This window comes from Eubacterium sp. (assembly GCF_057858645.1).
Genome location: NZ_DBLZZO010000001.1, coordinates 1 through 25848, shown reverse-complemented (window position 1 = coordinate 25848; position 25848 = coordinate 1). Strand labels below are relative to the sequence as shown.

Genomic DNA, 25848 nt, shown 5'->3' with positions numbered 1-25848 from the left:
GGTAAAGATTATCCTATAAATCCATTTTCAGTCTGTCGCCAAACATCATATGCAATCAACAGCCAAATTAAGCACAAAACCATTACCTTTTTATTTTTACATATTTACAAACCCAATCTATCAAATAACAAATCGGAATCATAATTACCACTAACCATACTAATATCAATAACCAATATCTAGGCGCATACACTAACGCATTTGCCAAAGTCACCATAATCGGATAATGTATTAACCACATATTAGTTGACATCTTTCCTATATATTGCAAAATCTTTGCTACCTTTCCATTTATCAATATGTATGGTATTGTAAAGCACAATAATGGTGCTGTTATATTATCAAATACCGTAGCCTGAATTTGTAGCATAAATATGCATATTCCAATTAATATTATTCCTAATCCTAGTTTGTATTTTTTAGTAATCTTATCCTGAATAAAAATTAATATTCTTTCAAACACCTTGTATTCAGCACATACATAGCCAATTAAAAATACAGGCAAAAACATAAATGGTTCAATAAACGTCTTATATATAATTTCTGGAACTACCCATTTACTTTGTAACACTGTATTTATAACAGTTATTCCACCTTTGATTCCTACTAATATTCCTATTTGCACAATCCCGTTTGTCTTGCTATATATTTTGTTTATTAAAGGAAATACAAAAATAATTACAATATATGTAATCATAAACCACGCAAATTTATTATATGAATAATCTAATGCAAAAATATTTAATATTACTTTTCTAATATCTAACTGTATTTTGCCCAAAGTTAAGTCAAGTGCAATAATTATAATTGTTATAAAAGCATATTGAATCCATATATTATATATTCTTTTTAATGAATCCTTTATTGAATAACTTCTCCCTTGTTGAGAAAAAAACATTCCATAACCGGACAAAAATAAAAACATTGCTACACATATTTTTCCTACTGAGCCAATTAACCAAGGAATATCATTTACATTTGGTAATTTTATAAATGCAGTATATTTTCCATAATCCATCCAATATAAATGATCAAATAACATCAACAATAATGCTACACCTTTTGCAACCTGTGTATGTTCTTTTGTAAACTTATATTTATTTTCCATCTGTTCCCTTTCTCTTCCAATCCCCCAACTTCACATACCAATAAAAGTACCCGCTTCTTCCACTCCTAATACTTTTATACATCTGCTGCAAATATCTTGGATTATCTTTATCTAAATATAATTCTTCCTGATGACTGCATCTTTCCATTGTCTTCCTAATCAGCTTTTTCTTTTCTCTTCCTGACAAATCATTATTCCAAATAATATTTTTTGTAATTGCATCTGCCATATAATGAAGTACAACCATATTAAAAACTTTCTTTTTTACTTCATTATTTTTTATTTCTGTATCAAATATTTTTTCTACGAAATATTCAATTCCATTTAATCTTGCCAGATTAGAATTATGAAGTAAGCTTGTACTTCGTTGCAAATATTCATATCCAACGTAATCTATGTAAGTAATTTTTTCCCAATAATTAAGAAGTTCCAAGTTATAAATTAAATCTTCTCTATCAATTACTTTTGCGTCTCCAAGAATCTTTGACTCATCTATTACTGATTTACGATAAAGTTTATTCCATGCATAACCAAAAGACATTTCCTGAATCGAATCATACAGTTTTCTAAGCATTTGTTCATTAGTGTACGTCGCATTTTCCCATTTAAATGTTTCGATAATATTTCCTGTTTCGTCTACTTTTTCGTATCCAAAAATCACAACGTCTGAGTTCTCTTTTTCAATTGCTTCAACACATTTCTTTACAACATCTTTCTTCACAATATCGTCGCTATCTACATACATGAGATATGTTCCTGTTGATTCCTGATATCCTGTATTTCGTGCTGCTGCAAGTCCTCCATTTTGCTTATGAATAACCATAACTCTTTCATCTGACTTTGCGATTTCGTCGCATATTTTTCCACTATTATCTGTTGAACCATCATCAACTAATATGATTTCAAGATTTTCATAAGTTTGATTTCTAACTGACTCTATGCAATTTTTCAAATATTTTTCAACATTATATATGGGTAATATAACCGAAACCTTTTCCATTTTTTCTCCACTAATCTAATCATTTGTCAACAATTGTGTAAACAGTTCACTCCACTGTTCAACAATCTCTTCTATGTTAAACTTCTCTGTTCCAACCAACGCATTCTCAGAAAATAACTTTCTCTTGCTTTCATTTTCTATAAGTTCATTAATCTTTCCTGCCATTTGTTCTATGTCAAAACAATCTACCAGATAACCATTGATTCCATCTGCAATTATCTCCTTTGGACCTGCAGGGCAATTAAAACTAATACATGGTAATCCCTGCGTCTTAGCTTCAGTAAGAACAAGTCCAAAACCTTCATAGCGTGATGTTAGAACATACATTGCAGCTTTCCTATAGTATTCATTTATGTCATCCACGTGTTCTTTCAAAATAATATTTTTTTGCAACTTATATTTTTCTATTTTCTGTTGCAAATCATATTTATCTTCACCATCACCAATAACAAGCCATTTCCAATCAGAATGTTTACTGAACACTTGATTTGCAACATCTATTAGCATGTCAAACCCTTTTTGTTCTGTATATCTGCCAACACTAATTATTGTTTTACTATCCATATTGTAACTTGTAGTATTAACATTACCAGGCATCGGATTATGAATTCTCACTAATTTTGTTTTCACGTCAGTCTCTTTTTCATAAAAATGTTTATCTTCATCTGTAAGAACTACAATGGCATCTGCTTTTTTTGCTGCCATTTTTCTTGTTAGTTTTCTGTAGCTTACATAAGGATTAACATAGTAGTTAAACTGCTCCCATGACACTAACTTGCACTTCGTTTTCTTTAATGCTGGTATTGAATACAAATCAAGTATTCCATCTATATCTACCAACACATCTATTTGATTATTCTCTACATATTTTTTAACAGCCTTCACATAAGTTAATATTCTTTTTCCACTGATATGGTCTGAGAACAATGTATCTCTTTTTATGCCCTGTTCTAAATGAAAGAATGTTTTCTTCTTATCTTCCCATAAGCTAACAATACTTATTTCAAACTGGCCTCTTTTATGTAATTCATTTGCTATAACTGTTCCAACTCTTTCAGTTCCACCACTTCTTGTAATGTCTCCTGAAAAAAAACAAATCTTTTTCATTTTATCTCCGTTTTTTATATCTGCCTCTATACTATAAAACTAGCTAATTTCCATAATTTATAATTTCGTGTTTTTAGACTTTTTTCAATGTCTTTTTCAATTAATCTTCCTGATTCTACATGATTTGTAGGACGTATATTTCCTAACAAATCACATGCCATTACAAAAGCACTTTCAATAACCTCTTCAGGTTGTAATGACAATCTTCTATATAATAGTGATGACATATGCCCTTTAACTAATGTGTATTGGAGTTCATCATTTGGTAACCCTAACTGTTTTGCTTTTCCTAATACATATTCCATTACCCAATAGTGATCCACACATTTCTTGTTATGACGTGCTTTTAAGGTGATTCCATTTGGATTCAATCGGTATGCATATACAACCTTAGAGGTCACCACCATTTTTTGACACATTCTAAACAAAATCAGACATACAATTGTATCTTCAAACCAAACATCTAATGGGAATCTCAATTCATTAAACATTTCTCTCTTATAAATTTTTGCCCATGGATACCCGGGATTTCCAATCATCTTGTTTTTTTCATTAATGATTTTATTTTCAAGCCGACAATAATTGCGATTATTCTGTCCCTCAACATAACTGTAAAAACTTCCCTGTACAATATCAGCTTTTTCCTGCACAATTTTGTTCATCATGCTCTCAATACATTCACCAACCAAAGTGTCGTCTGAATCAAGAAACATAATATACTTTCCATTGCTCTCATCTATTCCCCTATTTCTTGCTCCGGAAAAACCTTTGTTTGACTGATTAATTAAGATAATTCTTTCATCTCCAATAGCTTTCACGATTTTTCCTGTTTCATCTGTTGAACCATCATTAACAACTATAACTTCATAATCATATTTCGTAGTCTGTTTTATTACTGACTCTATACATTCTTTTATAGTTTTTTCAGAATTGTAAGCTGGTACAACAATCGACAAATCTTTGCTATATTCTTTGTTAACAGCATTAGTTTCCATTGCCGGCTTACTGCTAGATTTTTGTAATTTATTTCTGGCTGAATTCACATCAATAGCACTTCTGCTCTTTACAAAATTCCTTGCCACCATATAATAAGCCATCAATAATGCATAGCCCACTTCCGACAGCACTTTTGCAATTACATGATTTTTAAATATCCTTGAGAAAGTGTTATACATCCTCTGTTTCATAAATAACCACCCTTTTTTTCTTTGGTTTTTCTTCTGATTTTTCTTCCAAGTTTTTGTACGAATTACTCTTGTATGCCAAAAGCTGTAATATTGGGAATGTTGCAGCCTCATGTCTTACCCACGAACCGAAGTCCGGTTCAAAAACAACCGACCCGAAGAAGTAGGCACTATAGCACGCCACCACAACAATCATGTTGTCATCCAAACTTTTAATATTCTTAATCGCCTTAAAGTAGTAATACAATATAAAAAACTGAAAAACTACAAAGGGCAAGTAAAATATTCCCTTAAACGCCAATTCTATTGGCACCATCATACGCACCGCATTAATTACATAATCATACATAAAGATTCCTAAGTTACCATTAACTTTTATTGGATTCTCAATACTTGTACTTGCGCCTTCATTCATTTCCGTTGTGCCATCTCTTGAATTTAATGCACTTATGTAATCATCATGTGATACAAACTGACTTGCATAGAAAAACGCAAACACCGCCATAAAGCACATTAGTACAATAATGACTACATGTTTTCGTCTAATTTTTTCTCTCTGTTTAAGCCATACAAAAATCAAATACATAAATATTGTCATTGCCGCCATAATTATGTAGTAAGACCTATAGAATGTACTCTCCCAATAAAACACTAACGCACAACCTATTACCTTAAGTAATGTGTTTTTAAGAGGCAACTGAATAATCAAATACACTAAAAAGAAGAAACAAATCTGAATTGTCTCTTTAGTAATACTGAACACATATATATTAAGTAATCCTACAACCATCAACGTGAAAATACATTCTCTCATTTCCATTTCTTTAGTTCTTGAAATTATAATCATGGCTATTGGTGTAAGAATTATTCCAAGTCCTATGCTCCACTGTGTCAACGTTGTCCAATTAAAGAAATTTATTGCCTTATAAAAATCTACTGTGCTTTGATATCCACCCCAGGCAGCCATTCCTTTGCCACCTGTAAGCATGGTAAGTAGTCTCCAACTGTCAAAGTAATAGTTATCCGGAAGCATATACAAGTGAATGAATTTTGCAAGTATTGCTACCAAAGGTATTAATAACAATGTTGTATCTCTATTCTTTTGTCTAATTCTCTGATAACTTAAATCCATTCTCCTCCAACGCTTTCCTATAAAACTCTTCCAACCATACTGCCTGTGCCTTAATATCAAACCCGGCATCTACAATTTGGCTGTAAGTATCTTTTTTCTCAAAATTGATTATTTTGTCTATCACAACATCCGCCCACTTTTCAGGTGTTTCGTCCAGTGGCACCACTGTCACATTACCTGTAATGTCACATTCCACCGGCACCCTGTCTGATATTACGCAAGGCAAACCTGCTGCCTGTGCTTCCACCATTGTTACAGGCAAGCCTTCAAACAACGATGGTAAAAGGAATACATCAAATGTCTGCACTACTTTTTCCACATCGTTCCTTACGCCAAGAAATTTCACTGAATCTGTTAGCCCCAGTTTGGCTACCTTTTCTTTAATGTGATTTTTTAGGATGTCATCTGTCTCGCCACCACCGACCAGCACTAACACTGCGTCTGGTTCTTTTTTGTGAATGGCGTCAAATATATCTATTAGAAATTCGTGGTTTTTCTGTGGGAAAAATCTTCCCACGTGACCAATTGTCTTCTTATCTGTAAGTCCAAGCTGTTTTCTCATTTCATCCTGAACAGCTTCATTGTATCTATACCCATTAGCATCTATGGCATTTTTCATAATAATTACTTTGTCCCGATTCTTTTTGCCATAAAGCCAGTCCCCTGCTTCCTCTCCGCAGGAAAACATGTGAGTGTTATAGTATTTCAACATGAATCTGAAATAATATCTCACAAAAAGTTTTGGATTAATGCCCAACGGTCTGTTGTGTGAATGGGATATTCTAACAGGCACGCCCATTTTCTTCGCCACTTTAAGCGGTAGGTAACTTCTCTCTTCTAAATTGCTATGTATAATTTTATATTCAGGATGTTCCTGTAAAAACTCCTTAACTTCTTTTTTATACTGATGAAATTTGCTGGGATACATAGGACACATATGGTATACCCTGCCACCAAGGCTTTCAATTTCATCTTCGTAAGCAGCCCGATAATCCCTGTTTGTAAGGAAATCAAACTTCACTACGTCTCTATTTATATTTCTCATGTAATTCATAATCATGGTTTCTGCACCACCACGATCCATTACCGTATCCAAAACAAGAACATGAATTGCTTTCATATTATCTTCCTTTAACGTAATCTGTATTATAGTTAATTTCTAACAGTTCAAAATACTTATTTTCATATTTCTGATGATAATGTTGATTAATATATCCGTCATAAGCATTTATACTATCCTTGGTAATGACAATGTACTGAGCCTTTAACGACTTAATCATTTTCTCAAACTCTAATGTCATTTTACTATCATGACTACACTGCCAATCTTGTAATATACAATATTTATAACATGGCTTTATATCCGATATAATGTAGAACTTAGCTAAAACATTATATGCAATAACTCTGTCTAACTTATCACCTGGAATTTTTTCCTTTAAATCATTAACATATTTCGCATAATCTTGTTCTTCATTTTTTGTGACAAGATTACAACTATCAGCTAAAACACTCACATTTTTTCCTATCACTATGCACGAGCTTATAATAAGGAAAAGCATTAAAACATATCTATACGTTCTATATTTTATCGATTTCAAGTCAACTATACATACACCAATACATAATAATGGTAACCATATTATAAGATAGTGTCGATATGGTTGCCCACTTATTTGTAATACTATCGCAAATACACTCATAACAACCATACATATAGATAATATATTTTTTGTCTTCAACTTATTCTTTTTGAAACAGCTTACTAAAAATACTGTAAAAATTGGAATTAAATAAACTATTGTCTTAATTTGTTCCTTTAACAGATATTTTTCATTTGTGCTTGCTTTTGCATATCTAAAATTAAATATAAATGTTGCATAGATTGCATCCTTCAGAGCACCTTTTGCAATCAAATATATAACAAATGGTGTAAGGCTAACCAGTATTCCTAACGCAAACCAAAGAATATTTTTTAAAATAATATCATACCTTTTTTCAAATAATACATATACAAATAATACCAGTATTATCGCACATAGCGGCAAAGCATTTGTAATTCTAGTTAAAGCACATACAGTAAATGTGATACCATAAAAAAAGGAATACCCTAAATTGTGCTCCACATTTTTCTTATTTTTTCTATTGGAATATTTTACAAAAAAGAATGTACTCCACATCAAAAATGGAAGACAATATTCTTCAGTAAAATTTCCTCCCTGATAATATATATTTAATACAAATAAACTTACAATTGTAAAAATACAAGACTTGTTCTCATTAAAATATAATTTAAAAATGTTATATTCCGCCATTAATGTTGCTGTAATAAATAATAATTCTATAACAAATAATCCCACTTTATAATTGGGTAACAAAAATGCCAAATATTCTACTAATATAATAAACGGACCTTTATGATCAAAGAACTCCTTATATGGAACCATTCCATCTTTTGTAAGTTTACCTAACATAACAAAAATATCCGAATCATCCCCATAAGTTTTCAATATCATGGAAGATGCACGAGAGCATATTAATAAAAACACTGATGTTGCTATAAGAATCTTTATTATTAGCCAAGCCCCTTGTTTTTCTTTTGCGATATATCTATTCACTATGTTTCTCCTCTTATGCAACTACTTCACTACACTTCCGCTCTCAACATCTTCTCTCACCACAACTCCTGCGCCTATTGTGCAGTTGTCACCAATATGTACGCCTTTGGTTATCACCACGTTAGTTCCAATCCAGCAATGCTTTCCGATAACAGTCTCCTTGCAGGTATAACCCTGACTTTTTATGGACTGTCCCACGTCTTTCACCACATGATTGTGGTCATACACGTGACTGTTTGAACCAAAGATGGTTCCATCCCCTATTTTTATGAACTCTAATGCATTTAATGAGCAACCATTGTTAAAAAAGCAGTTTTCCCCTATTTCCACAGTGCCACCATTCTCGATTGCTACGTGAAACTCATTGCGCCATGTAGTTCCTTTTCCGATTTTTAGTTTTTTGCCATATATTAATTTGTATGTTATCTTCTTTATCTTCGCCTTAAAATGGCACCACATTTTTATAAGCTTCATGGTTCCTCCATCTTCATGCATTGTAAATTCTGTGTCCTATCTATAACTTTTATTTTCACAGGTTTAGTTTAAATATTTTCTTGCTATTGATAAATAGTTTTTAAATACTTTTCGAAACACCAATATAGAACTCTTCTAAATCTCTAGCCTTTTCTTTTACATCAAACCCGGCTATCTTTACTTTTCTGTTCATTTCCTCAGCATCAAGTTCAGTGTTTGTAAATGAAATTATTCGATTAGCCCAGTCTACAGCATCACTTTCTAAAGCTTCATACTGAATTTCATCGGTAATGTTTACCTTGTAGTCTATTCTGTCTGAGGCAATACATCTGACACCTGCTGCCTGTGCTTCCACCAAAGTCACCGGAAAGCCTTCGCTTGTTGACGGCATCACTAAAACATCCATCACCTGCAAAAGTTCTTCTATGTTATCTCTAACTCCAAGAAACTTAACCTTATTTTCCAAGCCCTGTTCCTTGATTTTTTTCATTACTTCGTTTTTATACTTTTGCTCCGCTTTTGGTTTTCCGCCACCTATTAACAAAAGTTTGCTGTTTGGTCTTTGGTTATTAACATTTTTGAATATATCTATTAAAAATTGTTGATTCTTTTGTTTAACAAATCTGCCTATGTGACCAACTACCAGTGTTTTTTCATCTATTTTTAGCTGCTGTCTCAACTTCTTACCTGTCTTCTCATTTGCCTTGAACTTTTCAGTATCAATTGCATTGTTCATAATAGTTATATTTTTCATATTGTTGCCAAATAGCCACTTAGCAGTTTTTTCTGAACAGGCAAAGCCATGAGTGTACAGCCCCTTCAATCTATTTCGCATATAGAGTCTCGCCCACTGCTTTGGTCCCTTGTCATTTGGTATTGAATGAGCGTGAACGATTCTCACTGGAACACCCATTTTTTTTGCTATTTTCATTGGGAAATAGCTTCTCTCTTCTAAATGTGAATGTATAATCGTATACTCCCTATGTTCCGTCAGAAATTTTCTGAATTCTCTTTTGAATCTGCCTATATTCTTTAGAAAAATTGGATTTAAATGGTATACATTGCTTCCCATTTGTTTAATCTCGTCCTCATAATCTGACTTATATTTTCTAATCACTAAAAAGTCCATTTGAACTTTTTCTCTATCTATATTTCGCAAATAATTCATTACCATTGTTTCTGCGCCGCCTCTGTCCATGGCTGTAATCAGAACCAATACTTTTACTTTCCTCATTTTAATATCCCCCATTATAAACCTGTTTATATTTTTTGCACAAAATATCTGTGTTAAAACTCTCTTTTATATTTTTTTTGGCTTCTTTTATAATATTGTCCTGAGCATAATTCCTACACGCTTCAATAGCGTTCACAAACTCATCCACCGTATTACACATATAACCGTTTACCTTGTTTTTTATCACATCGCAGTTACCTGTAACATTTGAAACCACACATGGTTTCTCCATGTACATTGCCTCCAGCAAAGCTATTGGCAAGCCTTCCCATCTTGACGGTAGCAGAAAAACATCTCCGGCATTTGCCACATCATATCTACAGTCGCCATCTGCCCAGCCTGTAACAAAAATGTTAGGTGCCGTCAGTTTATCTTCTAATTCACCTGCACCAATCCACACGAATCTAATATCCGGAAGCCTTTTAGCAATTTCATTAAACATTTCCGGATTTTTTTGGTATGTAACTCTTCCCAAGGTATAAACTGTGTATTGATGATTTTTCCCTATCAATGGCAAAGTTTCAAGTATTCTGTCCATTTTCGACATATTGATGCCATTACTAATGTATGTTGATTCTTTACAAACTGTAAGTCCCTGCTTCCATTCACTTTCACCGCAGGCAATGGTAATGCAATTTGACTTTGCACCACATATTTTTTCTATTAACTTGTATAATTTTTTTTTATTTTTTGAGACGCCTTCCATTAAAAAGCTATATCCATGAGGTGTATATAAAACTTTTTCGCATTTTCCTGAGAACATAAATCTACCTATAGCTCCAGCTTTTGAAGAATGAGTATGAATTATATCCGGTTGAACATCTTTTACGATTTTTCTTAATTCAAGATACGCCTTCAAATCTTTCATTGGATTAAGACTTCTTGTAAAATTCTTTACTTCCACAAGCTGTATTCTATTGTCAAAAAAATCTGCATAATTCTTTGGTGTTTCTTCACGCATTCCAAAAGCAATGGTAATATCAAAATCATTACACAACCCGTTTGCAAGTTCTACTATAAATGTAAAGACTCCGCCTCCCATTGCTTCTACCATATGCAGCACTTTCTTTTTTTCTTTTGCCATAATCTTCTCCGTATGCTATACTAGATTTTCCTTTCAATTTTCCTTATGAATACTTAGTATTCTGGACTCAGTTTTTCGCACACATATTTTCTTTCACACAATTAAGTGCTTCTTCCACTACATTGTGCATGTCAAAATACTTGTACATTCCAAGTCGGCCACCAAAAATTACATTTGACTCTTTTTCAGCTAACTCTTTGTACTGTGCATATAACTTGTTATTTTTCTCGTCATTCATTGGATAGTAAGGTTCGTCGCCTTTCTTCCAAGTTGCCGGATATTCTTTTGTAATGATTGTTTTAGGTATGCTACCTTCATTTCCACCCTGACATGCAAATTCAAAATGCTTGTGTTCGATAATTCTTGTGTATGGAATTTCGTACTCTGTGTAATTAACTACTGCATTGCCCTGATAATTTTCCTGTTCAAGTTCCTCTGTTTCAAATCTTAATGAACGGTACTCTAATTCTCCGTAGCAGTAATCAAAATACTCATCAATCATTCCCGTAAACACAATCTTATTTGCAATGTTTTTGTACTCTTCTTTTTTGTCAAAGAAATCCTCGTTAAGTCTCACTTCAATGCCATCTAACATTTTCTCAATAATCTGTGTATAACCGCCTACAGGAATTCCCTGATATTTATCATTAAAATAATTGTTGTCATAAGTAAATCTTACAGGCAAACGTTTAATAATGAAGCTTGGTAACTGGTCGCAAGGTCTGCCCCACTGCTTACCTGTGTAACCTTTGATAAGTTTCTCGTAAATATCCTTACCTACCATTGAAATCGCCTGTTCTTCCAAATTCTTTGGTTCAGTAATTCCCGCTTCCTGCACCTGCTGCTGAATCTTTGCTTTTGCTTCTTCAGGTGTAAAAACCCCCCACATTTTATTAAATGTATTCATATTAAAAGGCAGGTTGTATAATTCGTCCTTGTACCTTGCTACCGGCGAGTTTGTGTATCTGTTAAATTCTGCGAACTGCTGTATATAATCCCACACCTTCTTATTATTTGTATGGAATATATGTGCTCCATATTTATGAACATTAATTCCATCAATGTTTTCTGTGTATATATTACCTGCTATGTTAGGTCTTTTATCAATAACTAAAACTTTCTTTCCTGCTTTGCTTGCTTCATGTGCAAAAATACTTCCAAAAAGTCCTGCACCTACTACTAAAAAATCGTACATATTTTAATCTCACTTTTCTAATTTTTAAGTTATTATTTCTTATATGGAATAACAGCCCATATTATTATAATTTTAACACGTATATAGGAACATTAAAAGGTCTTTTGTAGGAAAGAAAAAACCTGCAAGTGTTCTAATTTTTCAAAACACTTACAGGACTTTTTTCTATTCTCTATTTCATTGTTAATTGTTCTATGATTACTTCCAAGTTCTTGTTTATGCCGACGGCATTAATATCACCATAAATCTGCTTAACAACTTCTATATTTTCTTCCAAATCGTCTGCTATTTCTTCTACAGTTTTTCCTCTTTTTATTTTCTTATATACCATTTCAATAAGTTTTCTGCGTTCTCCAAATTCAATTCCCTGCACTTTGCCCAGCTCTATGCCCTTAGCTTTGCCAATTTCTATCCCCTTTTCTTTACCAATCTCTTTTCCAACTTCAACACCATCATTATATGTGTTTTCCAATGTCTGCTTTTCGTTATACTCTGTCAAGAACATTTTTACCACCTCCGCCTTATTTTCCAGCAGAAATTCTCGCAACACATCTTCATTTATGCATTCGTCCACAGCCATTTTCACTGCTTCCTCTTCACTGTGACAACTGACAAAGTTAAAAGAAAGTGCTCTAACGCCGTCGGTTCATAAAGGCAGCGTAGTCGACTTTATAGAACCGCTACGAGCGTTTGGCGGCGAGAGCGTGCTTTCGTTAATTTGTCAGGTGGCACAGTGTGTGCTAATAAATAACAATTGTCTTCCATTATTCAAACTATTTCTTAAACTTACACTTTTTAGCCTTCGAGTATTTTCCATAAACTACTTTCTTGCCAACTTTCCTATAAGCTCTTACTTTTACATAATAAGTCTTTCCCGGTTTAATCTTTGACTTTATGTATTTGCGTTTGTTTTTCTTGATTTTCTTTACAACTTTGAATTTGCCTTTCTTGCCAATTCTAATTGCAATTTGATAACCTGTTACGCCTTTTAGTTTTTTCCACTTAATGCTAATTTTTCTCTTGAATTTGCCATTGCTCTTTTTAGAGATTTTCTTCTTTAGTTTAAGTTTCTTAACCTTGGCAGGTCGTTTTATTTTTGTTGTAACAGATGTACCAGATTTTGTTGTTTTTCCTGGAGCTGTTGTTACTTCGCCTGTTCCTGTTGTAGTACCCGGCTTTGTTGTTTCACCATTTCCTGTTGTGGCAGGGTTACTTGTTGCCGGAATTTCTGTTGTTCCACTTGGTTTTGTTGTAACATCATCTGACTTATTTGTTGTCTCACCAGGCTTTGTTGTTGGCTTTGGTGTTTCTGCCGGTTTTGTTGTCGCCGGCTGTGAATTTTTAAACTTTGCATAAAGTACAATATTTCCCAAAGTACCATCGGCTATTTCTGAAATTTGTTGTGTGTAACTATCATCTAAATACCAGCCCTGGAATTCTTCACCGCCTACCGGGTTTGTAAGTTTAACTGCATTTCCATAAACATATGTTGATGGGTTGCTATGTGTAGCATTACCTAAACCATTATAGTCAATAGCATAAGTGTTTCTATCATAATACACCTTTAATTCTAAGCTGCCATCTTCTTTTACCACACCGAAAAGGCTACTCTTTTTAACATTTACTGTAAAGCCCTGTCCGTTGTTTTCCTGAACGTTATTATTTTCTACAACATTTTTCTTTGTAGCAACAACAGCTTCTCCCACAGTGCCTTCAACAGTTACCGCCATGTTTTTATTTTCAGTATATTCATTTTGGTCTTTATCCTGAACAAAATACTTCACGCTGTAATTTGCTTTTTTATTATTTGTTCCGGCATTTCCCAAATCTGATATTTGTGCCAAATTCCAATCAGTAAATTCTTTGTCATCAATGTTAAATCTATAGATAACATAATCGCTTCCACTTACAGTTTCATTAGCAACTTTCTTAAACTCATCGCCTGATTTTTCCATAAAATATCCCGGGCAATTGCCGCCATTACTTGCAACAGCTTCGTTGTAAAACGCCTGTGCCTCTGCCTGTTTGCTAACAACCTTGTAGTAAAGTAACACTCTACCTGCATTGTCTTTTACAACAAAATTAAGTTTACCATCACTTCCTATGTATGCTCCTCTGTCTGTATTTGTAGAAGTTTTCTGGTCAATGTCATAATATAATCGCAGAATCAATTTTCCGTTAGGTAAAACAGCACCTGTTGTAATTGAATTTTCATTAAGTTTGTATCCGTCATATGATTTCTCAACTGCAGATACTTCCTTACCAACAATACTTGTCACTTTAACAGTATCTTCTTTCACAAGATTATACTCACTTCGGTCTTCACTCTGTTTATAGTATTCAACTGTAAAATCTGTAATTATGGACTCATCAACAAACTTGGCATATAACGTCAAATTGCCTGCGGTTGTTGGTGTGATTTCCGTAATTTCATTCTCATAATTAGAATCAGCAAACCAACCTTCGAATTTATAACCTGCTTTTGTAGGATTTACTAACTTAATGCTACTACCATATCGGTAGTTAGTTGGATTACCACCGTATGCATTCTGTCCAGCAGCCCCTGGCTGTGCATTTGTAAATACACCACCGTTTAGAACATAACTTATAGTGTAGTTGTTACGCTTATAGTAAGCTTTCACCACTGATGAATTATCTTCCTTTACAGCTGTAGTAAGAACATTACCTTTGTTACTACTGTCAAAATTAAAACCTGTAATATTCTGTGGCTGATATGTATAGCTTGTTTCTCCTTCTTTTACACTAACCTGACTTGAAGTCATGTCGTAGCCATTACCTGCATAATTTTCTAAATAATTTTCTACTGTTACTTTTGTTATGTTTCCAAGTAACTCACTATCATCAATATTTGGATTAGATCCATCACCTGTCTTCTTGCCTACATAACTTGAGTTAGCCGGAACATCTACATATGTATCATCTGTAAAATAAACTCTCTTCACCTGATCTGTGTGATTCTCTGCAACGTAAGTTTTCTTACCGTCCTTGCTTAAAACCAATGAAAGAGGATCGCTACCTGTAATAGAAAAATCCTGATTTCCATATTTCTGAAGTGATGTTATATATGACAATGTATGAGCCCTTGACTCACCGTTTTCAACCTTTCCAGTATCACTTTGATCCCAACGTGCCAACGCACCATCCGGATCATAATAGGCATAATATTCTGCAATTACATCCTGATTTGTTTTAGGATCTATAAGCATGTCTTTTTTTCCGTAATTTGCACAAATCTGGTTTTTATTTGCCACAAAATGCTTCCACTGCTTACTGTTCTCATCTATGCTGTCCACAACATTTTTTACTTTATCCTTGTATTTTCCCATATAAAGAGTTGCCCCTGAAATAGGAAGCATGGTAATTGTTGTTACTTCAATGGAATTTTCTGTCCACCAAGCTGTGTGATCATAACGACCGCCAAACAATCTTGTAACTGTCTGAAGATTATAATTATCTTTGTCTTCATATTTATCTGTAAAAATTTCATTATGTACATCATAGTAGTAGTCCTCAATTGCTGCCACTTCTGTTGTATACATATAAATACCTGCATCTAGAACTTCTTTATCGCCAACAGCCTCGCCCCAAAGAATTAATGATGCCCAGGCATTAACAGATTCAGACGAAGACTCCTGATTGTTTCCACCTGCAAGGCCACCCTTCTTGTCTACTAATTCACCATTCTCATCATATTCATAATTGGCAACGCCTGATGCCCATGAATGACCTTCGTAAATGTCAAAGTTTCTAAGGAATGGATATCTTGTAGAACTGTTTTGGTTGTAGCCCTTACCATCACGATGAACATTGGCAATATCACCAATCATCTCGTAAACCATGCCACCCCATTCTTTTGCCCATTCAGGCTTTTCCATGGCAACTGCTGCAGCTGCTTTAATCCAATATCCGTAATGGAAATGGTGGTCATTTACCTGTTTGTCAGAATCATAAGATGAAGGATACCCAATTAAAGTACCGTAATTCTTGTCATAGTAAAAATAATCGTCTTTATAATTTCCGCTAATATATCCCTGATATGGATCAAACCAAAATTCAAGGTAATCTTTTACTCCATCAACCATTTCATCAGTAATAGTCTTCATGTCAGCATCATCGTTATCAAGCTGACCTGAAAGCCATATTGCATCTGCCATAGTGTTAAGATTCTTTCCAACCCAATATGTATCATAGCCACCATACTGACCTTCTAGATAGCAAATCCACTTTGGATCATCTTTTTTCTTTCTATAGTCGTATAAATAACCAAGCTGTTCCTTGATTTTGCCAACTGTTTCCTCATCAGTTGTTGTTGGAAGTGTTGACAAAATTCCGTTGTACTGCATCTGAGTTACATAACTTGAACCTACAACAGTTTTCATTGTTCCACGAATTGTGTTGTATGTGTATTTTGTAAAGTCAGCTTCAGTATAACGCCACTGGTGTGGATAAAGTGCCATAATTGTGTCTCCACCTACGGCTCCTGTTTCCATATTCTTAGTTGTTACGTTATATTTTGTTACAACCTTGGCTGAATTATTAAGATATTCCCACTGTACCTTTGTATCCGTAATAAAATTAAAAGCATACTTTTCATATAATGAAAAAGCCTCGTTGCTTCTATCCGGTAGAATTGCCACAGACATATAGTTTTTGCCTGCTGGTAACTTCGCTGTAAGTTTTCCACCTGCATTAGTCCATGTAGTTCCTGAAGGTGCGCTTAACATATAGTAATGTGTCTTACCGTCTTTTTTGTTCTTAAGACTTACACCAATAATATTTGAAGCTGTTGTATTCTTTACTATAGCTAAATCTGTTGCGCCTGCACCAAGTGAAATTGTTGGTGACATATTATCAAAAGTATAGTATGCATAAGGAGTTCCCTTGGCAATAATCGCTCTCATGGAACTGCTGCCTGCATTGTTTGCCATTACAATCTCGTAACTCCAGTCTGTCGTTTTGTCAACGCTTGCATCTTTGGCACTAAAGCTGTCTCCACCTACTACAAGTTCCACTGTATCATCTTCTAACAAGCTTTCTACTGTTGGCTCTCCGTCAACATAGGAAGTGCCATCAACTACTGCCGGTGATGCCATCTGCATTCCGTTACTTGCTGCTCTGTAAGCAAGTGGATGTGCATAAAGCGACTCTGAATATTGATCAAAAACAACTGAGCTTGCCCAATCGTTTGTTGGCACTGTTCCAACTGTTTCTTTATAATTGTCGGTTAAATAAACCTTTGATGGTGGAAGCGAATCTTTTCTATCAGTCCAAGTTTGTCCCCAATCTTCTGTCCTTACGCCAAAAACCTCTGTTTTGTATCCGCCACTATCAACCATCACATTAACAGAATCATCTGTAAAATCTGCTGCTGATACGTTTGTTATTGGTACACTAGTTGCCAACATTGTAATAGAACAACATAGCGCCAATGATTTTTTTAAAAGTCCTTTCTTCATTTTGTCTCCTTTTTTGTTTAATATTTTAATTTGCCTATTACTTCCATTTTACACTCTAATGGCTTTACCTGTATATATATATATATATATTAAATCTCTTTTTTACAATTTGTTAGTGCAATTATTTTATTTTCAGTGTTTATTTTAGTGAAAAAAGCACAAAATCTTTCGACCTTGTGCTTTTCTATGTTTATTGTAATTAATATTTGAATTCTTGGCTTCCAAATCAACTCACTAAATATTCTAGTCTCTCTGGAAAATATCTCTTGTATAAACTTTTTCCTTAACATCATCTAAACAACTATCGTATCTGTTTGCAATAATTGCCTGACTCATTTCCTTGAACTTATCTAAGTCATTTACAACTTCGCTTCCAAAGAATGTATCACCATCTTCTAAAGTTGGCTCGTAAATAACAACCTTAGCGCCCTTAGCCTTAACTCTCTTCATAACACCCTGAATTGAGCTCTGTCTAAAGTTGTCACTATTACTCTTCATTGTTAAACGATAAACACCAATTACAACATTCTTTTCTTTTGAATCATCGTAATCATAATCACTGCTGTAATCATAGTAGCCTGCCATCTGAAGAACTCTGTCTGCAATGTAGCTCTTTCTTGTTCTGTTACTTTCTACTATGGCTTCGATTAAGTTTTCAGGTACGTCAGCATAGTTTGCTAATAACTGCTTTGTATCCTTTGGCAAACAATAACCGCCATATCCGAAACTTGGGTTATTATAATGTGTTCCAATTCTTGGATCTAAACATACACCATCAATAATTTCCTGTGTGTTTAAGCCCTTTGACTCTGCATATGTGTCTAATTCATTAAAATAAGCAACACGTAATGCTAAATATGTGTTTGCAAAAAGTTTTACAGCTTCCGCTTCTGTGAATCCCATAAATAATGTATCAATATCTTCCTTGATTGCACCTTCCTGTAATAACTTTGCAAAAGTATGAGCAGCTTCTACTAACTTATCATTGTTAAAATCTGTTCCTACAATAATTCTGCTAGGATATAGATTGTCATACAAAGCCTTGCTTTCTCTTAAAAATTCAGGGCTGAAAATAATATTTTCGCTACCTGTTTTTTCTCTGATACTCCTTGTATATCCTACAGGAATTGTTGATTTAATAATCATGATTGCTTCAGGATTATATTCCATTACTAAATCAATTACCGCTTCAACTGCTGATGTATCAAAATGCTGTGTCTTGCTGTCATAGTTAGTTGGTGCTGCAATAACAACAAAATCTGCATCTTCGTAAGTTGCCTTTGCGTCTAATGTTGCTGTAAGGTTTAAATCCTTTTCAGCCAAATATTTTTCAATATAATCATCCTGTATAGGTGACTTCTTATTATTAATAAGCTCAACCTTTTCAGGAATAATATCAACAGCAGTTACCTGATGATGCTGTGATAATAAAGTAGCAATTGATAATCCAACATAACCTGTTCCTGCTACCGCAATCTTCAAATCCTTAAATTCTCTCATTGTTCTACCTCACTTGTTTTTAACTTATGATTTTGGTGTCAAACAACTAAATCCTAATCACACCAATTATTCATTATGTGTAATCAGACTTCCTGACACTGCAATCAAATTATAAATTCGTTTTGATATTTTAAATTTAACAAAGTTAAATGCATAGACCCTTTAACCTTCTTAATATAACACAAATACATAATCATATAAAGAGAAATTATTTAATGACATGTACACCTATTGTCGTACATTTTCCTATAATACTCCCTGTATTCTCCTGAAATAATTGTTTTCCACCATTCTCTTCTGTCTAAAACTTACATAGAACCTTTTCTGCTAACAATAGAAACAACAGTTTTCAACAATATTCTTATGTCTAAACCAGGTGTCCAGTTTTTTATGTATTCCGTATCCAATCTTACCACTTCCTCAAAATCCGTAATATTACTTCTACCGCTTGTCTGCCACATACCGGTAATACCCGGTTTTATTGACAATCTGGCCCTATGATGAAGTTCATATTTTTCCCACTCATCAACAGTGGGCGGTCTTGTCCCAACCAATGACATGTCACCTTTTAAAACATTAATAAACTGTGGGAATTCATCTAAACTTGTTCTTCTTATAAAATCTCCAATTCCTGTTTTTTTCTCACCATTAGGCATTATTTTATTGCCAATGATTCTCTCATCAAAATCTAATTTAAACATCATACCGTCTTTTATACGGTTCTTTTCCATAAGTTCTTTCTTTCGTTCTTCCGCATCTCTGTACATACTTCTAAATTTGTACATCTTAAATCTTTTTCCATTTTTTCCGATTCTTTCCTGCTTGAAAAATATTGGGCCCGGTGAACTGATAAAAATAGCCGGAGCTATAAAAACAAATAATACTCCCGTAAAAAAAGTTCCGACTAACCCACCAACTATATCCAACATTCTCTTAAGAAATGCTTGTTTTGCTGTTACATAATTTATAGTAGTTGTCATAACAGCATAGTCGCCCATTCTTTCAAAAATTTGCTTACTTCCAATGGTTTCGAATTTCTGTGCTATCCCTAAGTGTACCACAACACCTGTTTCTACTAACTTTTCCAAAAAATCATGAGCTTGTATTTCAGGTATATCTATTTTTACAAAAACCTCATCTACCCACTCTCTGCAAACGTACTTTAGTACATCATCATAATCTGCCACAACCGGGATTCCTGAAATTACATCGCCCTCTCTTTTTTCATCAATTATTGCCACACCGTTAATGTTATAACCTGCATAATTATTCTTCTTCATTTTAGTCACAACATCTTCTGCAATACCATTATTCGTTATAATTAAAAGTGTTCTGTTATTTATATCCAAACTGTATTTTTTTAATATCTGTTTCCATATAATTCTTTGCACATATGAAATAAATGCGTACAACGGCGTTGTCATAAAAATAACTATTCGTGAAAACTGTGTGCTTTCTTTCAAGCTAAAAATAAACAACACTGCAACTAGCATTATTAATATTGAATGTTTTAGTGTTACTGCAAATTCCTGATAATAGCCACGTTTTAGAACGTCTTGAAAAGTCTCAAATATATATATAATAGCTATATCTGCCACTTCAATAAATATTGCCAAATTGCGATAATCCATATCCAAATACGGATTTTGAAACCCATGTCTTATTATGTATGACAAAATAAATGCCACCTGCAAACACAACATATCTATTATCATAAAATCCAAGTGCTTCATCCAACCTTGTCTATATTTTCTGTACATTTTCTTCTCCTATGTATTCCTGCACTTACAAATTTTATCTGTCTGTTTTTCTTTTATAAATTGATTTAGTTCCCCCGAAAATCTTAATTCACAATTTGTATGTTTTTATTACATTATGATTTTCTATTAATTATCATTATATTCCGTTTCATCTAATCTCCTTTATTTTACACTAATACAAATATTGTGTAAATGAGATAATGTTATATTACTTTTTATATTTATTTTTTTTATTGAGTTTTTTGTAATCCCTGTTTATTTTCTTTTGTAAAATTCTTATTTTTTACCTATTTGTAAACTTTTGTGACTTAAATGTTAAATGTCCCGCTCTCACCTTGCCTTTATGAAAAAAGAGGGATAATATTAATATTAGTTTATAGAATATTAAATTCAGTTTGTGTTTTTAATTATAGGTTTTGCACTTTTAATTAGGACCTAACGAATTTATTTTTTATTTTTACAATTTGATAATTTAAATTTAGATTGGAGATTTTGGTATGAATTGGCGAGACAAATTCACAAATTTTATGTACGGGAGATATGGAGTTGATCAACTTTCTAGATTTATGTTAGTAGTTATTTTTATTTTATGCGTATTGTCATTATTCATCAAAGGCAGTTTTATGAGCCTTCTTATTTTGGTTTTAATTATTCTTACTTACTATAGAATGTTTTCCAAAAACATTTACAAGAGAGCGGCAGAAAACGAGAAGTATTTAAAGTTCATTGGCAAATTTAAGCGTAACGGCAATGGTTACAATGGTGGATATAAAAACAACTACGGTAATTATCAAAACAATTATGGCGGAGGCTACACTGGAAGTCGTGCTAACACACAGGATAGAAAAAACTACAAATATTTTAAATGTCCTACTTGTTCTCAGAAAATCAGAATACCAAGAGGACATGGCAAAATTGAAATTCGCTGTCCAAAGTGCAGCACCAAATTTATTAGAAGAAGCTAGGGAGCTTTCCATTTGCACGCCAATGGGCAGAGTTTTACATTTGATTATTGGGAAGTTTTCCAAAGGAGTTTTATGTTCGGATACGTTGTTATTAACAAACCTGAATTGAAATTTAAAGAGTTCGATGTTTACAAAGGCTACTATTGTGGTCTTTGTCATTGTTTAAAGGAGCGTTACGGCATTACAGGTCAGGTGACTTTAACTTATGACATGACATTTCTGTCGTTACTTCTTACCAGCCTGTACGAAGCCCCTGTTACAGAAGAACACCATCGTTGTATTTCTCATCCACAGGGGAAACACCTGATGATTAGCAGTTCTTACACTGACTATGTAGCAGATATGAATGTGGTTCTTGCTTATTTTAAAGCAAGAGATGATTGGCATGATGACAAAAATATTATTAAGTTAGCTTTTTCTTCTATTCTAAAGAGAAAATGCAAATCATTTTCCAAGAAAAATTCAAGGGCTGACTCAAGAATCGGAAGTGTTTCTAGCACTGCGTCAAATTTCGGTAGGGAGAGTGTTTCCGGGACTGAATTTGATACCCAGATTGAATCTGATTTTTGTGATAAATCCGAATCAATTCTATATAAGGAAAAAGTTGAGTTGATTTCCCGGTATTTAGATGAGCTTCAGCAGTATGAGGAAACTGGGGAAACTAATATTGACTTAGTTGCAGGTTCTTTCGGGAAAATCATGAGCGTTTTGTTTACGCCGAAAGATGACCAATGGGCTCCTATTCTTAGCCGAATGGGATTTTTCCTTGGAAAGTTTATTTACATACTGGATGCTTACAAGGATTTGGAAAAAGATTTGAAAAAAGGCAGTTACAATCCTTTTAAAAATATTTGCAAGGATGAGGATTTTGATGATAGAATAAAGCAGATGCTGACCATGATGATGGCAGCTTGTTCGAAAGAATTTGAATTTTTACCAATATTAGATAATGCTAATATTTTAAGAAATATATTATACGCGGGAGTTTGGACAAAGTATTATGAGTGATCCATATAATGTTCTTGGCATTGACAGAAGTGCCACAGACGATGAAGTAAAAAAAGCATATAGAGAAAAAAGTAGAAAATATCATCCTGATGCTAATATTAATAATCCTAATAAGGATAAGGCGGAAGAGATGTTTAAGTTAGTTCAGCAGGCATACGACCAGATTATGAACGAGCGTAAGTACGGTTCTTCCGGCAGTGGTTACGGACAAAGTGCCGGCGGCTATGGTCAGGGTTACGGTTCTGGCGGTTACGGAAGTTACGGTCAGGGAAGTTCAAGTGGCTATGGAAGTTATGGTCAGGGGGGTGCCTATGACGATCCTTTTGGTGGTTTTGGACCTTTCGGAAGTTTCTTTGGTGGCTACAGTTCAAATGGTGGCAATGGCTACGGAGGTGCTAATGCGTCTAATCAGGACCCACATTACACTGCCGCATCAAACTACATTAACACTGGTCATTTTCAGGAAGCGCTCAATGTACTTGGTTCAATTGAAGACCGTTCAGCATACTGGTACTTCCTAAGCGCTGTTGCAAACAACGGTGTTGGAAATAATGTCCTTGCCCTTGATTTTGCAAAAACTGCAGTTCAGATGGAACCGGGAAACAGTACATATCAGCGCCTTGTACAAACTCTTGAAAGTGGTGGCGACTGGTACGCAGGCAGACAACAGGAATTCGGTGGCACAGGTGCTACAATTTGTAGCGACCCATGTACAACACTTTGCATTATGAGTCTTTGTTGCAGATGTTAATTATATAAAGAGAGAATTAATAAACCTCAAATATAAGTTTTTACACTTTATATTTGAGGTTTTTATTATCTGTTAATTTTATCGCTTATCTCTTCTACTTATTCACTTTTACCCTTTTAACTGCTGACCATTTACCAACATTTTTTCCATTAACACCTCTTACTCTAAAATAATAAATCTTTTTCTTTTTTAGCTTGCTTATGTTAGCTTTAGTCTTTGCAGTGGTAATTGTTTTCGTTTTGTACTTTTTATTGTTTGCAAATTTTTTGTTTAAAGAATACTGTAACTGATATTTCCTGGCATTATTTACCTTGCCCCAAGTAACACTTACAGCTTTCTTTTTATTGTTTTTTGCTTTTTTGATTTTAGCTGTTCCAATTTTCTTTACTGTAGGTGCTGTTTGAGTATCTCCTGTAATAGCGAGTTTTTCCAAACCTACACTATAATTATATGAATAATATTCCCCTTCTATTTTTTGTTCAAAATCCTCTGGAAGTTTCAACAATTGTACCTTACCCTCCACCGGAGTTGCAACCTTGCCTAATATACTGTCATCTTTCACTGTATAAATAGTATATTTTGGGATTCCGGCGGGATTCTCATCATTAATATATGTTACGGTGTATACCCCATAATCCTTTCCGTCAGCTGTGCTATGATACATTGATAAATAAGTTTCTCTAAATGTATCCATTATTATGACCTCATTAAATTTTGCATTCTGACCGTTTTCAACCACTCTCGTATATCCATTTTTTTCAGGTTTTATGCTACTTTGTGTTTCTATAGGTTTTGCAACCCATACAATATTTCCCTCTTCTATGCTTTCATCCTGAAGCATTTCATACATTTGATATTCGCCTGTTTCTTCGCCCATGTTGTCATACTTGGCATTTCCACCATAGTACCTGTCATCTTTTTCAAATTTAGCAAGTTGATATCTGTCTTCTGTTCTATAGGCTTTAACTGATACAGGAATCTGGTACTTTTCTTTTACCTGTTTAACATTAACCTTGGCAGATGTTTTTCCCTTTATGGCTATGGCTTTTGCCGGTTCACCATTTGAAGCTGATACGGTTTCAATTACCGGAGCTCCTTTTTGCGAATACGCTTCAAGATTTACGCTCTTTTCAATTGTAAGTAAACCTTTTGTACCCTCAGCATACATAGAAATAGCTGACTTCTGCTTTTTGTTTTTGTTTATGATTAATTTGCCATTTCCTGAAACTGTTAAATTTCCACCATATCCATCACCCCAAATTAAAATGGCTCTTAACTGATTTTCACCTTTAACCACAACTTTAAAATCATCGCCCATAACGTTTGTAACAAGATTATATGCCTGCATTTTAACGTTGTTTAATGTTAAAGTATTTGTTTTTTTATCATAAGTTACTCCGTTTACTTTTTCTACTTTATCCTGTGAAAAATTAGAAAAAATATATTTTGAAGCACTTTCTGAAAATAGTCCAACATACGCCGGTGGATATTCATCACTGCATGGGCCATTTGCTCCCAAAACCATTTGTGGCATTATCGTAATAATTAATGCTACTGTCATAAAAAAACTTAAAATTTTACTTTTCATATACATTCTCCTTTCTGCTCACACAAATCTTACTTCAGACAAAATCCTGTCTTATGAAAATCCTGCCTTATGAAAATCCTGCCTTATGAAAATCCTGCCTTATGATAAAGTCCTAGCTTGCAATTGGATTGTGCCTACAACATGATTTTGTCTTACAATAAATTTCTAAAGATCATTGTTGTATTTTATGTATATGCTATATTATTTTTTCCAACTTTTTTAGTTTACATTTGTCTCATTCTTTTATTTTTGCTTAAGAACAACGATGTCGCTTACGACATTCTACTCACCAATCAGGTGTTGCCATGCAACTACTTTCTTATCTCACCAAGGTTAATCCCTAGCGGAACGTTTTTCTGTTAAAAATACTTTTAGTTCTTTTAAATGTTTTTTGTTTTTATGTAGTTTTTCTATGTTATTTTGTTATTTTGTATGTTTTTTTCTATTATTCATGCTTTAATTCCTAATTTTTATGTACTGTTTTCCATTGTCTATTCACTGTTTTTTGTTTTAGGAGAGCTTTCTGGTTTTTACACCCCTTTCTCTGTTTTCTACAACAAAGGGGGTGGGTTTACCGGCTTTTTTTATTCTTGCTTTTTCGCAACCTGCCGGTTTTTACACCCCTTTCGATGTTTTCTACAACAAAGGGGTGGGGTTACTGGC

General features: G+C 33.8%; 19 protein-coding genes. 3 read left to right on the top strand and 16 right to left on the bottom strand.

The genetic code is table 11. The annotated features are described in order from the left end of the window. Positions 1 to 82: 82 nt before the first annotated feature. The 15 genes from ACZM4J_RS00095 to ACZM4J_RS00025 all read right to left on the bottom strand — a co-directional run bounded on the left by ACZM4J_RS00095 (position 83) and on the right by ACZM4J_RS00025 (position 20873). Positions 83 to 1108: an acyltransferase family protein gene (locus ACZM4J_RS00095; protein WP_022166165.1), complete on the bottom strand. Its 1026-nt coding sequence runs from the start codon at positions 1106 to 1108 to the stop codon at positions 83 to 85. Beyond that, positions 1098 to 2108 carry a glycosyltransferase family 2 protein gene (locus ACZM4J_RS00090; protein ID WP_022166164.1) on the bottom strand — a complete coding sequence of 337 codons (1011 nt, stop codon included), beginning with the start codon at positions 2106 to 2108 and terminating at the stop codon, positions 1098 to 1100. The genes ACZM4J_RS00095 and ACZM4J_RS00090 overlap by 11 nt, the downstream gene beginning before the upstream one ends. Before the next feature lie 15 nt (positions 2109 to 2123). Next, positions 2124 to 3215: a glycosyltransferase family 4 protein gene (locus ACZM4J_RS00085; RefSeq protein ID WP_022166163.1), complete on the bottom strand. Its 1092-nt coding sequence runs from the start codon at positions 3213 to 3215 to the stop codon at positions 2124 to 2126. A 26-nt stretch (positions 3216 to 3241) separates the two neighbouring features. After that, on the bottom strand, positions 3242 to 4402 hold the full coding sequence (locus ACZM4J_RS00080; protein ID WP_022166162.1) for a glycosyltransferase family 2 protein: 1161 nt from the start codon (positions 4400 to 4402) through the stop codon (positions 3242 to 3244). Continuing rightward, the gene (locus tag ACZM4J_RS00075; RefSeq protein ID WP_022166161.1) at positions 4383 to 5531 is read right to left on the bottom strand and encodes a hypothetical protein; all 1149 of its coding nucleotides are present in this window, start codon (positions 5529 to 5531) and stop codon (positions 4383 to 4385) included. The genes ACZM4J_RS00080 and ACZM4J_RS00075 overlap by 20 nt, the downstream gene beginning before the upstream one ends. Next, positions 5506 to 6651 (bottom strand): glycosyltransferase family 1 protein, encoded by a 1146-nt coding sequence (locus ACZM4J_RS00070; RefSeq protein WP_022166160.1) that lies wholly within the window; start codon positions 6649 to 6651, stop codon positions 5506 to 5508. Before ACZM4J_RS00070 ends, ACZM4J_RS00075 begins: the two co-directional genes overlap by 26 nt. A gap of 1 nt (position 6652) precedes the next feature. Next, entirely contained in the window at positions 6653 to 8149 is a 1497-nt protein-coding gene (locus ACZM4J_RS00065; RefSeq protein WP_022166159.1) for a hypothetical protein, read from the bottom strand. 21 nt (positions 8150 to 8170) lie between these two features. After that, a complete protein-coding gene (locus ACZM4J_RS00060) occupies positions 8171 to 8623 on the bottom strand; it encodes an acyltransferase (protein WP_022166158.1) in 453 nt (150 codons plus the stop codon). A 100-nt stretch (positions 8624 to 8723) separates the two neighbouring features. Next, complete coding sequence (locus ACZM4J_RS00055) at positions 8724 to 9857, bottom strand: glycosyltransferase (protein WP_428245028.1); 1134 nt, start codon at positions 9855 to 9857, stop codon at positions 8724 to 8726. A gap of 1 nt (position 9858) precedes the next feature. Then, positions 9859 to 10941, bottom strand: coding sequence for a glycosyltransferase (locus tag ACZM4J_RS00050; RefSeq protein ID WP_022166156.1), 1083 nt, complete (start codon positions 10939 to 10941; stop codon positions 9859 to 9861). Between the two features lie 67 nt (positions 10942 to 11008). Next, on the bottom strand, positions 11009 to 12136 hold the full coding sequence (gene glf, locus ACZM4J_RS00045) for a UDP-galactopyranose mutase (RefSeq protein ID WP_022166155.1): 1128 nt from the start codon (positions 12134 to 12136) through the stop codon (positions 11009 to 11011). A gap of 172 nt (positions 12137 to 12308) precedes the next feature. Continuing rightward, entirely contained in the window at positions 12309 to 12722 is a 414-nt protein-coding gene (locus tag ACZM4J_RS00040; RefSeq protein WP_489485394.1) for a hypothetical protein, read from the bottom strand. A 187-nt stretch (positions 12723 to 12909) separates the two neighbouring features. Further along, the gene (locus ACZM4J_RS00035; protein WP_489485393.1) at positions 12910 to 17613 is read right to left on the bottom strand and encodes a glycosyl hydrolase; all 4704 of its coding nucleotides are present in this window, start codon (positions 17611 to 17613) and stop codon (positions 12910 to 12912) included. Between the two features lie 243 nt (positions 17614 to 17856). After that, positions 17857 to 19095: a nucleotide sugar dehydrogenase gene (locus tag ACZM4J_RS00030; protein ID WP_489485456.1), complete on the bottom strand. Its 1239-nt coding sequence runs from the start codon at positions 19093 to 19095 to the stop codon at positions 17857 to 17859. Between the two features lie 326 nt (positions 19096 to 19421). Beyond that, positions 19422 to 20873 carry a sugar transferase gene (locus ACZM4J_RS00025; protein ID WP_489485391.1) on the bottom strand — a complete coding sequence of 484 codons (1452 nt, stop codon included), beginning with the start codon at positions 20871 to 20873 and terminating at the stop codon, positions 19422 to 19424. A gap of 497 nt (positions 20874 to 21370) precedes the next feature. Between ACZM4J_RS00025 and ACZM4J_RS00020 the strand changes: the two genes are divergently transcribed. From ACZM4J_RS00020 to ACZM4J_RS00010, 3 genes are all read left to right on the top strand, one after another. After that, positions 21371 to 21838 (top strand): hypothetical protein, encoded by a 468-nt coding sequence (locus tag ACZM4J_RS00020; RefSeq protein ID WP_022164543.1) that lies wholly within the window; start codon positions 21371 to 21373, stop codon positions 21836 to 21838. Positions 21839 to 21910: 72 nt separating this feature from the next. Beyond that, positions 21911 to 22846, top strand: coding sequence for a DUF5685 family protein (locus ACZM4J_RS00015; RefSeq protein WP_022164542.1), 936 nt, complete (start codon positions 21911 to 21913; stop codon positions 22844 to 22846). Next, positions 22839 to 23597: a J domain-containing protein gene (locus ACZM4J_RS00010; RefSeq protein WP_428245036.1), complete on the top strand. Its 759-nt coding sequence runs from the start codon at positions 22839 to 22841 to the stop codon at positions 23595 to 23597. Before ACZM4J_RS00015 ends, ACZM4J_RS00010 begins: the two co-directional genes overlap by 8 nt. Positions 23598 to 23691: 94 nt before the next feature. Here ACZM4J_RS00010 and ACZM4J_RS00005 read toward each other — a convergent pair whose 3' ends face one another. After that, on the bottom strand, positions 23692 to 25185 hold the full coding sequence (locus ACZM4J_RS00005; RefSeq protein ID WP_022164541.1) for a fibronectin type III domain-containing protein: 1494 nt from the start codon (positions 25183 to 25185) through the stop codon (positions 23692 to 23694). Between the last annotated feature and the right edge of the window lie 663 nt (positions 25186 to 25848).

What these genes read in the sequence shown, in the direction of transcription:
- ACZM4J_RS00095 (WP_022166165.1), bottom strand. Translation starts at nt 1,108, where the DNA reads ATGGAAAATAAATATAAGTTTACAAAAGAACATACACAGGTTGCAAAA.
- ACZM4J_RS00090 (WP_022166164.1), bottom strand. Translation starts at nt 2,108, where the DNA reads ATGGAAAAGGTTTCGGTTATATTACCCATATATAATGTTGAAAAATAT.
- ACZM4J_RS00085 (WP_022166163.1), bottom strand. Translation starts at nt 3,215, where the DNA reads ATGAAAAAGATTTGTTTTTTTTCAGGAGACATTACAAGAAGTGGTGGA.
- ACZM4J_RS00080 (WP_022166162.1), bottom strand. Translation starts at nt 4,402, where the DNA reads ATGAAACAGAGGATGTATAACACTTTCTCAAGGATATTTAAAAATCAT.
- ACZM4J_RS00075 (WP_022166161.1), bottom strand. Translation starts at nt 5,531, where the DNA reads ATGGATTTAAGTTATCAGAGAATTAGACAAAAGAATAGAGATACAACA.
- ACZM4J_RS00070 (WP_022166160.1), bottom strand. Translation starts at nt 6,651, where the DNA reads ATGAAAGCAATTCATGTTCTTGTTTTGGATACGGTAATGGATCGTGGT.
- ACZM4J_RS00060 (WP_022166158.1), bottom strand. Translation starts at nt 8,623, where the DNA reads ATGAAGCTTATAAAAATGTGGTGCCATTTTAAGGCGAAGATAAAGAAG.
- ACZM4J_RS00055 (WP_428245028.1), bottom strand. Translation starts at nt 9,857, where the DNA reads ATGAGGAAAGTAAAAGTATTGGTTCTGATTACAGCCATGGACAGAGGC.
- ACZM4J_RS00050 (WP_022166156.1), bottom strand. Translation starts at nt 10,941, where the DNA reads ATGGCAAAAGAAAAAAAGAAAGTGCTGCATATGGTAGAAGCAATGGGA.
- glf (WP_022166155.1), bottom strand. Translation starts at nt 12,136, where the DNA reads ATGTACGATTTTTTAGTAGTAGGTGCAGGACTTTTTGGAAGTATTTTT.
- ACZM4J_RS00035 (WP_489485393.1), bottom strand. Translation starts at nt 17,613, where the DNA reads ATGAAGAAAGGACTTTTAAAAAAATCATTGGCGCTATGTTGTTCTATT.
- ACZM4J_RS00025 (WP_489485391.1), bottom strand. Translation starts at nt 20,873, where the DNA reads ATGTACAGAAAATATAGACAAGGTTGGATGAAGCACTTGGATTTTATG.
- ACZM4J_RS00020 (WP_022164543.1), top strand. Translation starts at nt 21,371, where the DNA reads ATGAATTGGCGAGACAAATTCACAAATTTTATGTACGGGAGATATGGA.
- ACZM4J_RS00015 (WP_022164542.1), top strand. Translation starts at nt 21,911, where the DNA reads ATGTTCGGATACGTTGTTATTAACAAACCTGAATTGAAATTTAAAGAG.
- ACZM4J_RS00010 (WP_428245036.1), top strand. Translation starts at nt 22,839, where the DNA reads ATGAGTGATCCATATAATGTTCTTGGCATTGACAGAAGTGCCACAGAC.
- ACZM4J_RS00005 (WP_022164541.1), bottom strand. Translation starts at nt 25,185, where the DNA reads ATGAAAAGTAAAATTTTAAGTTTTTTTATGACAGTAGCATTAATTATT.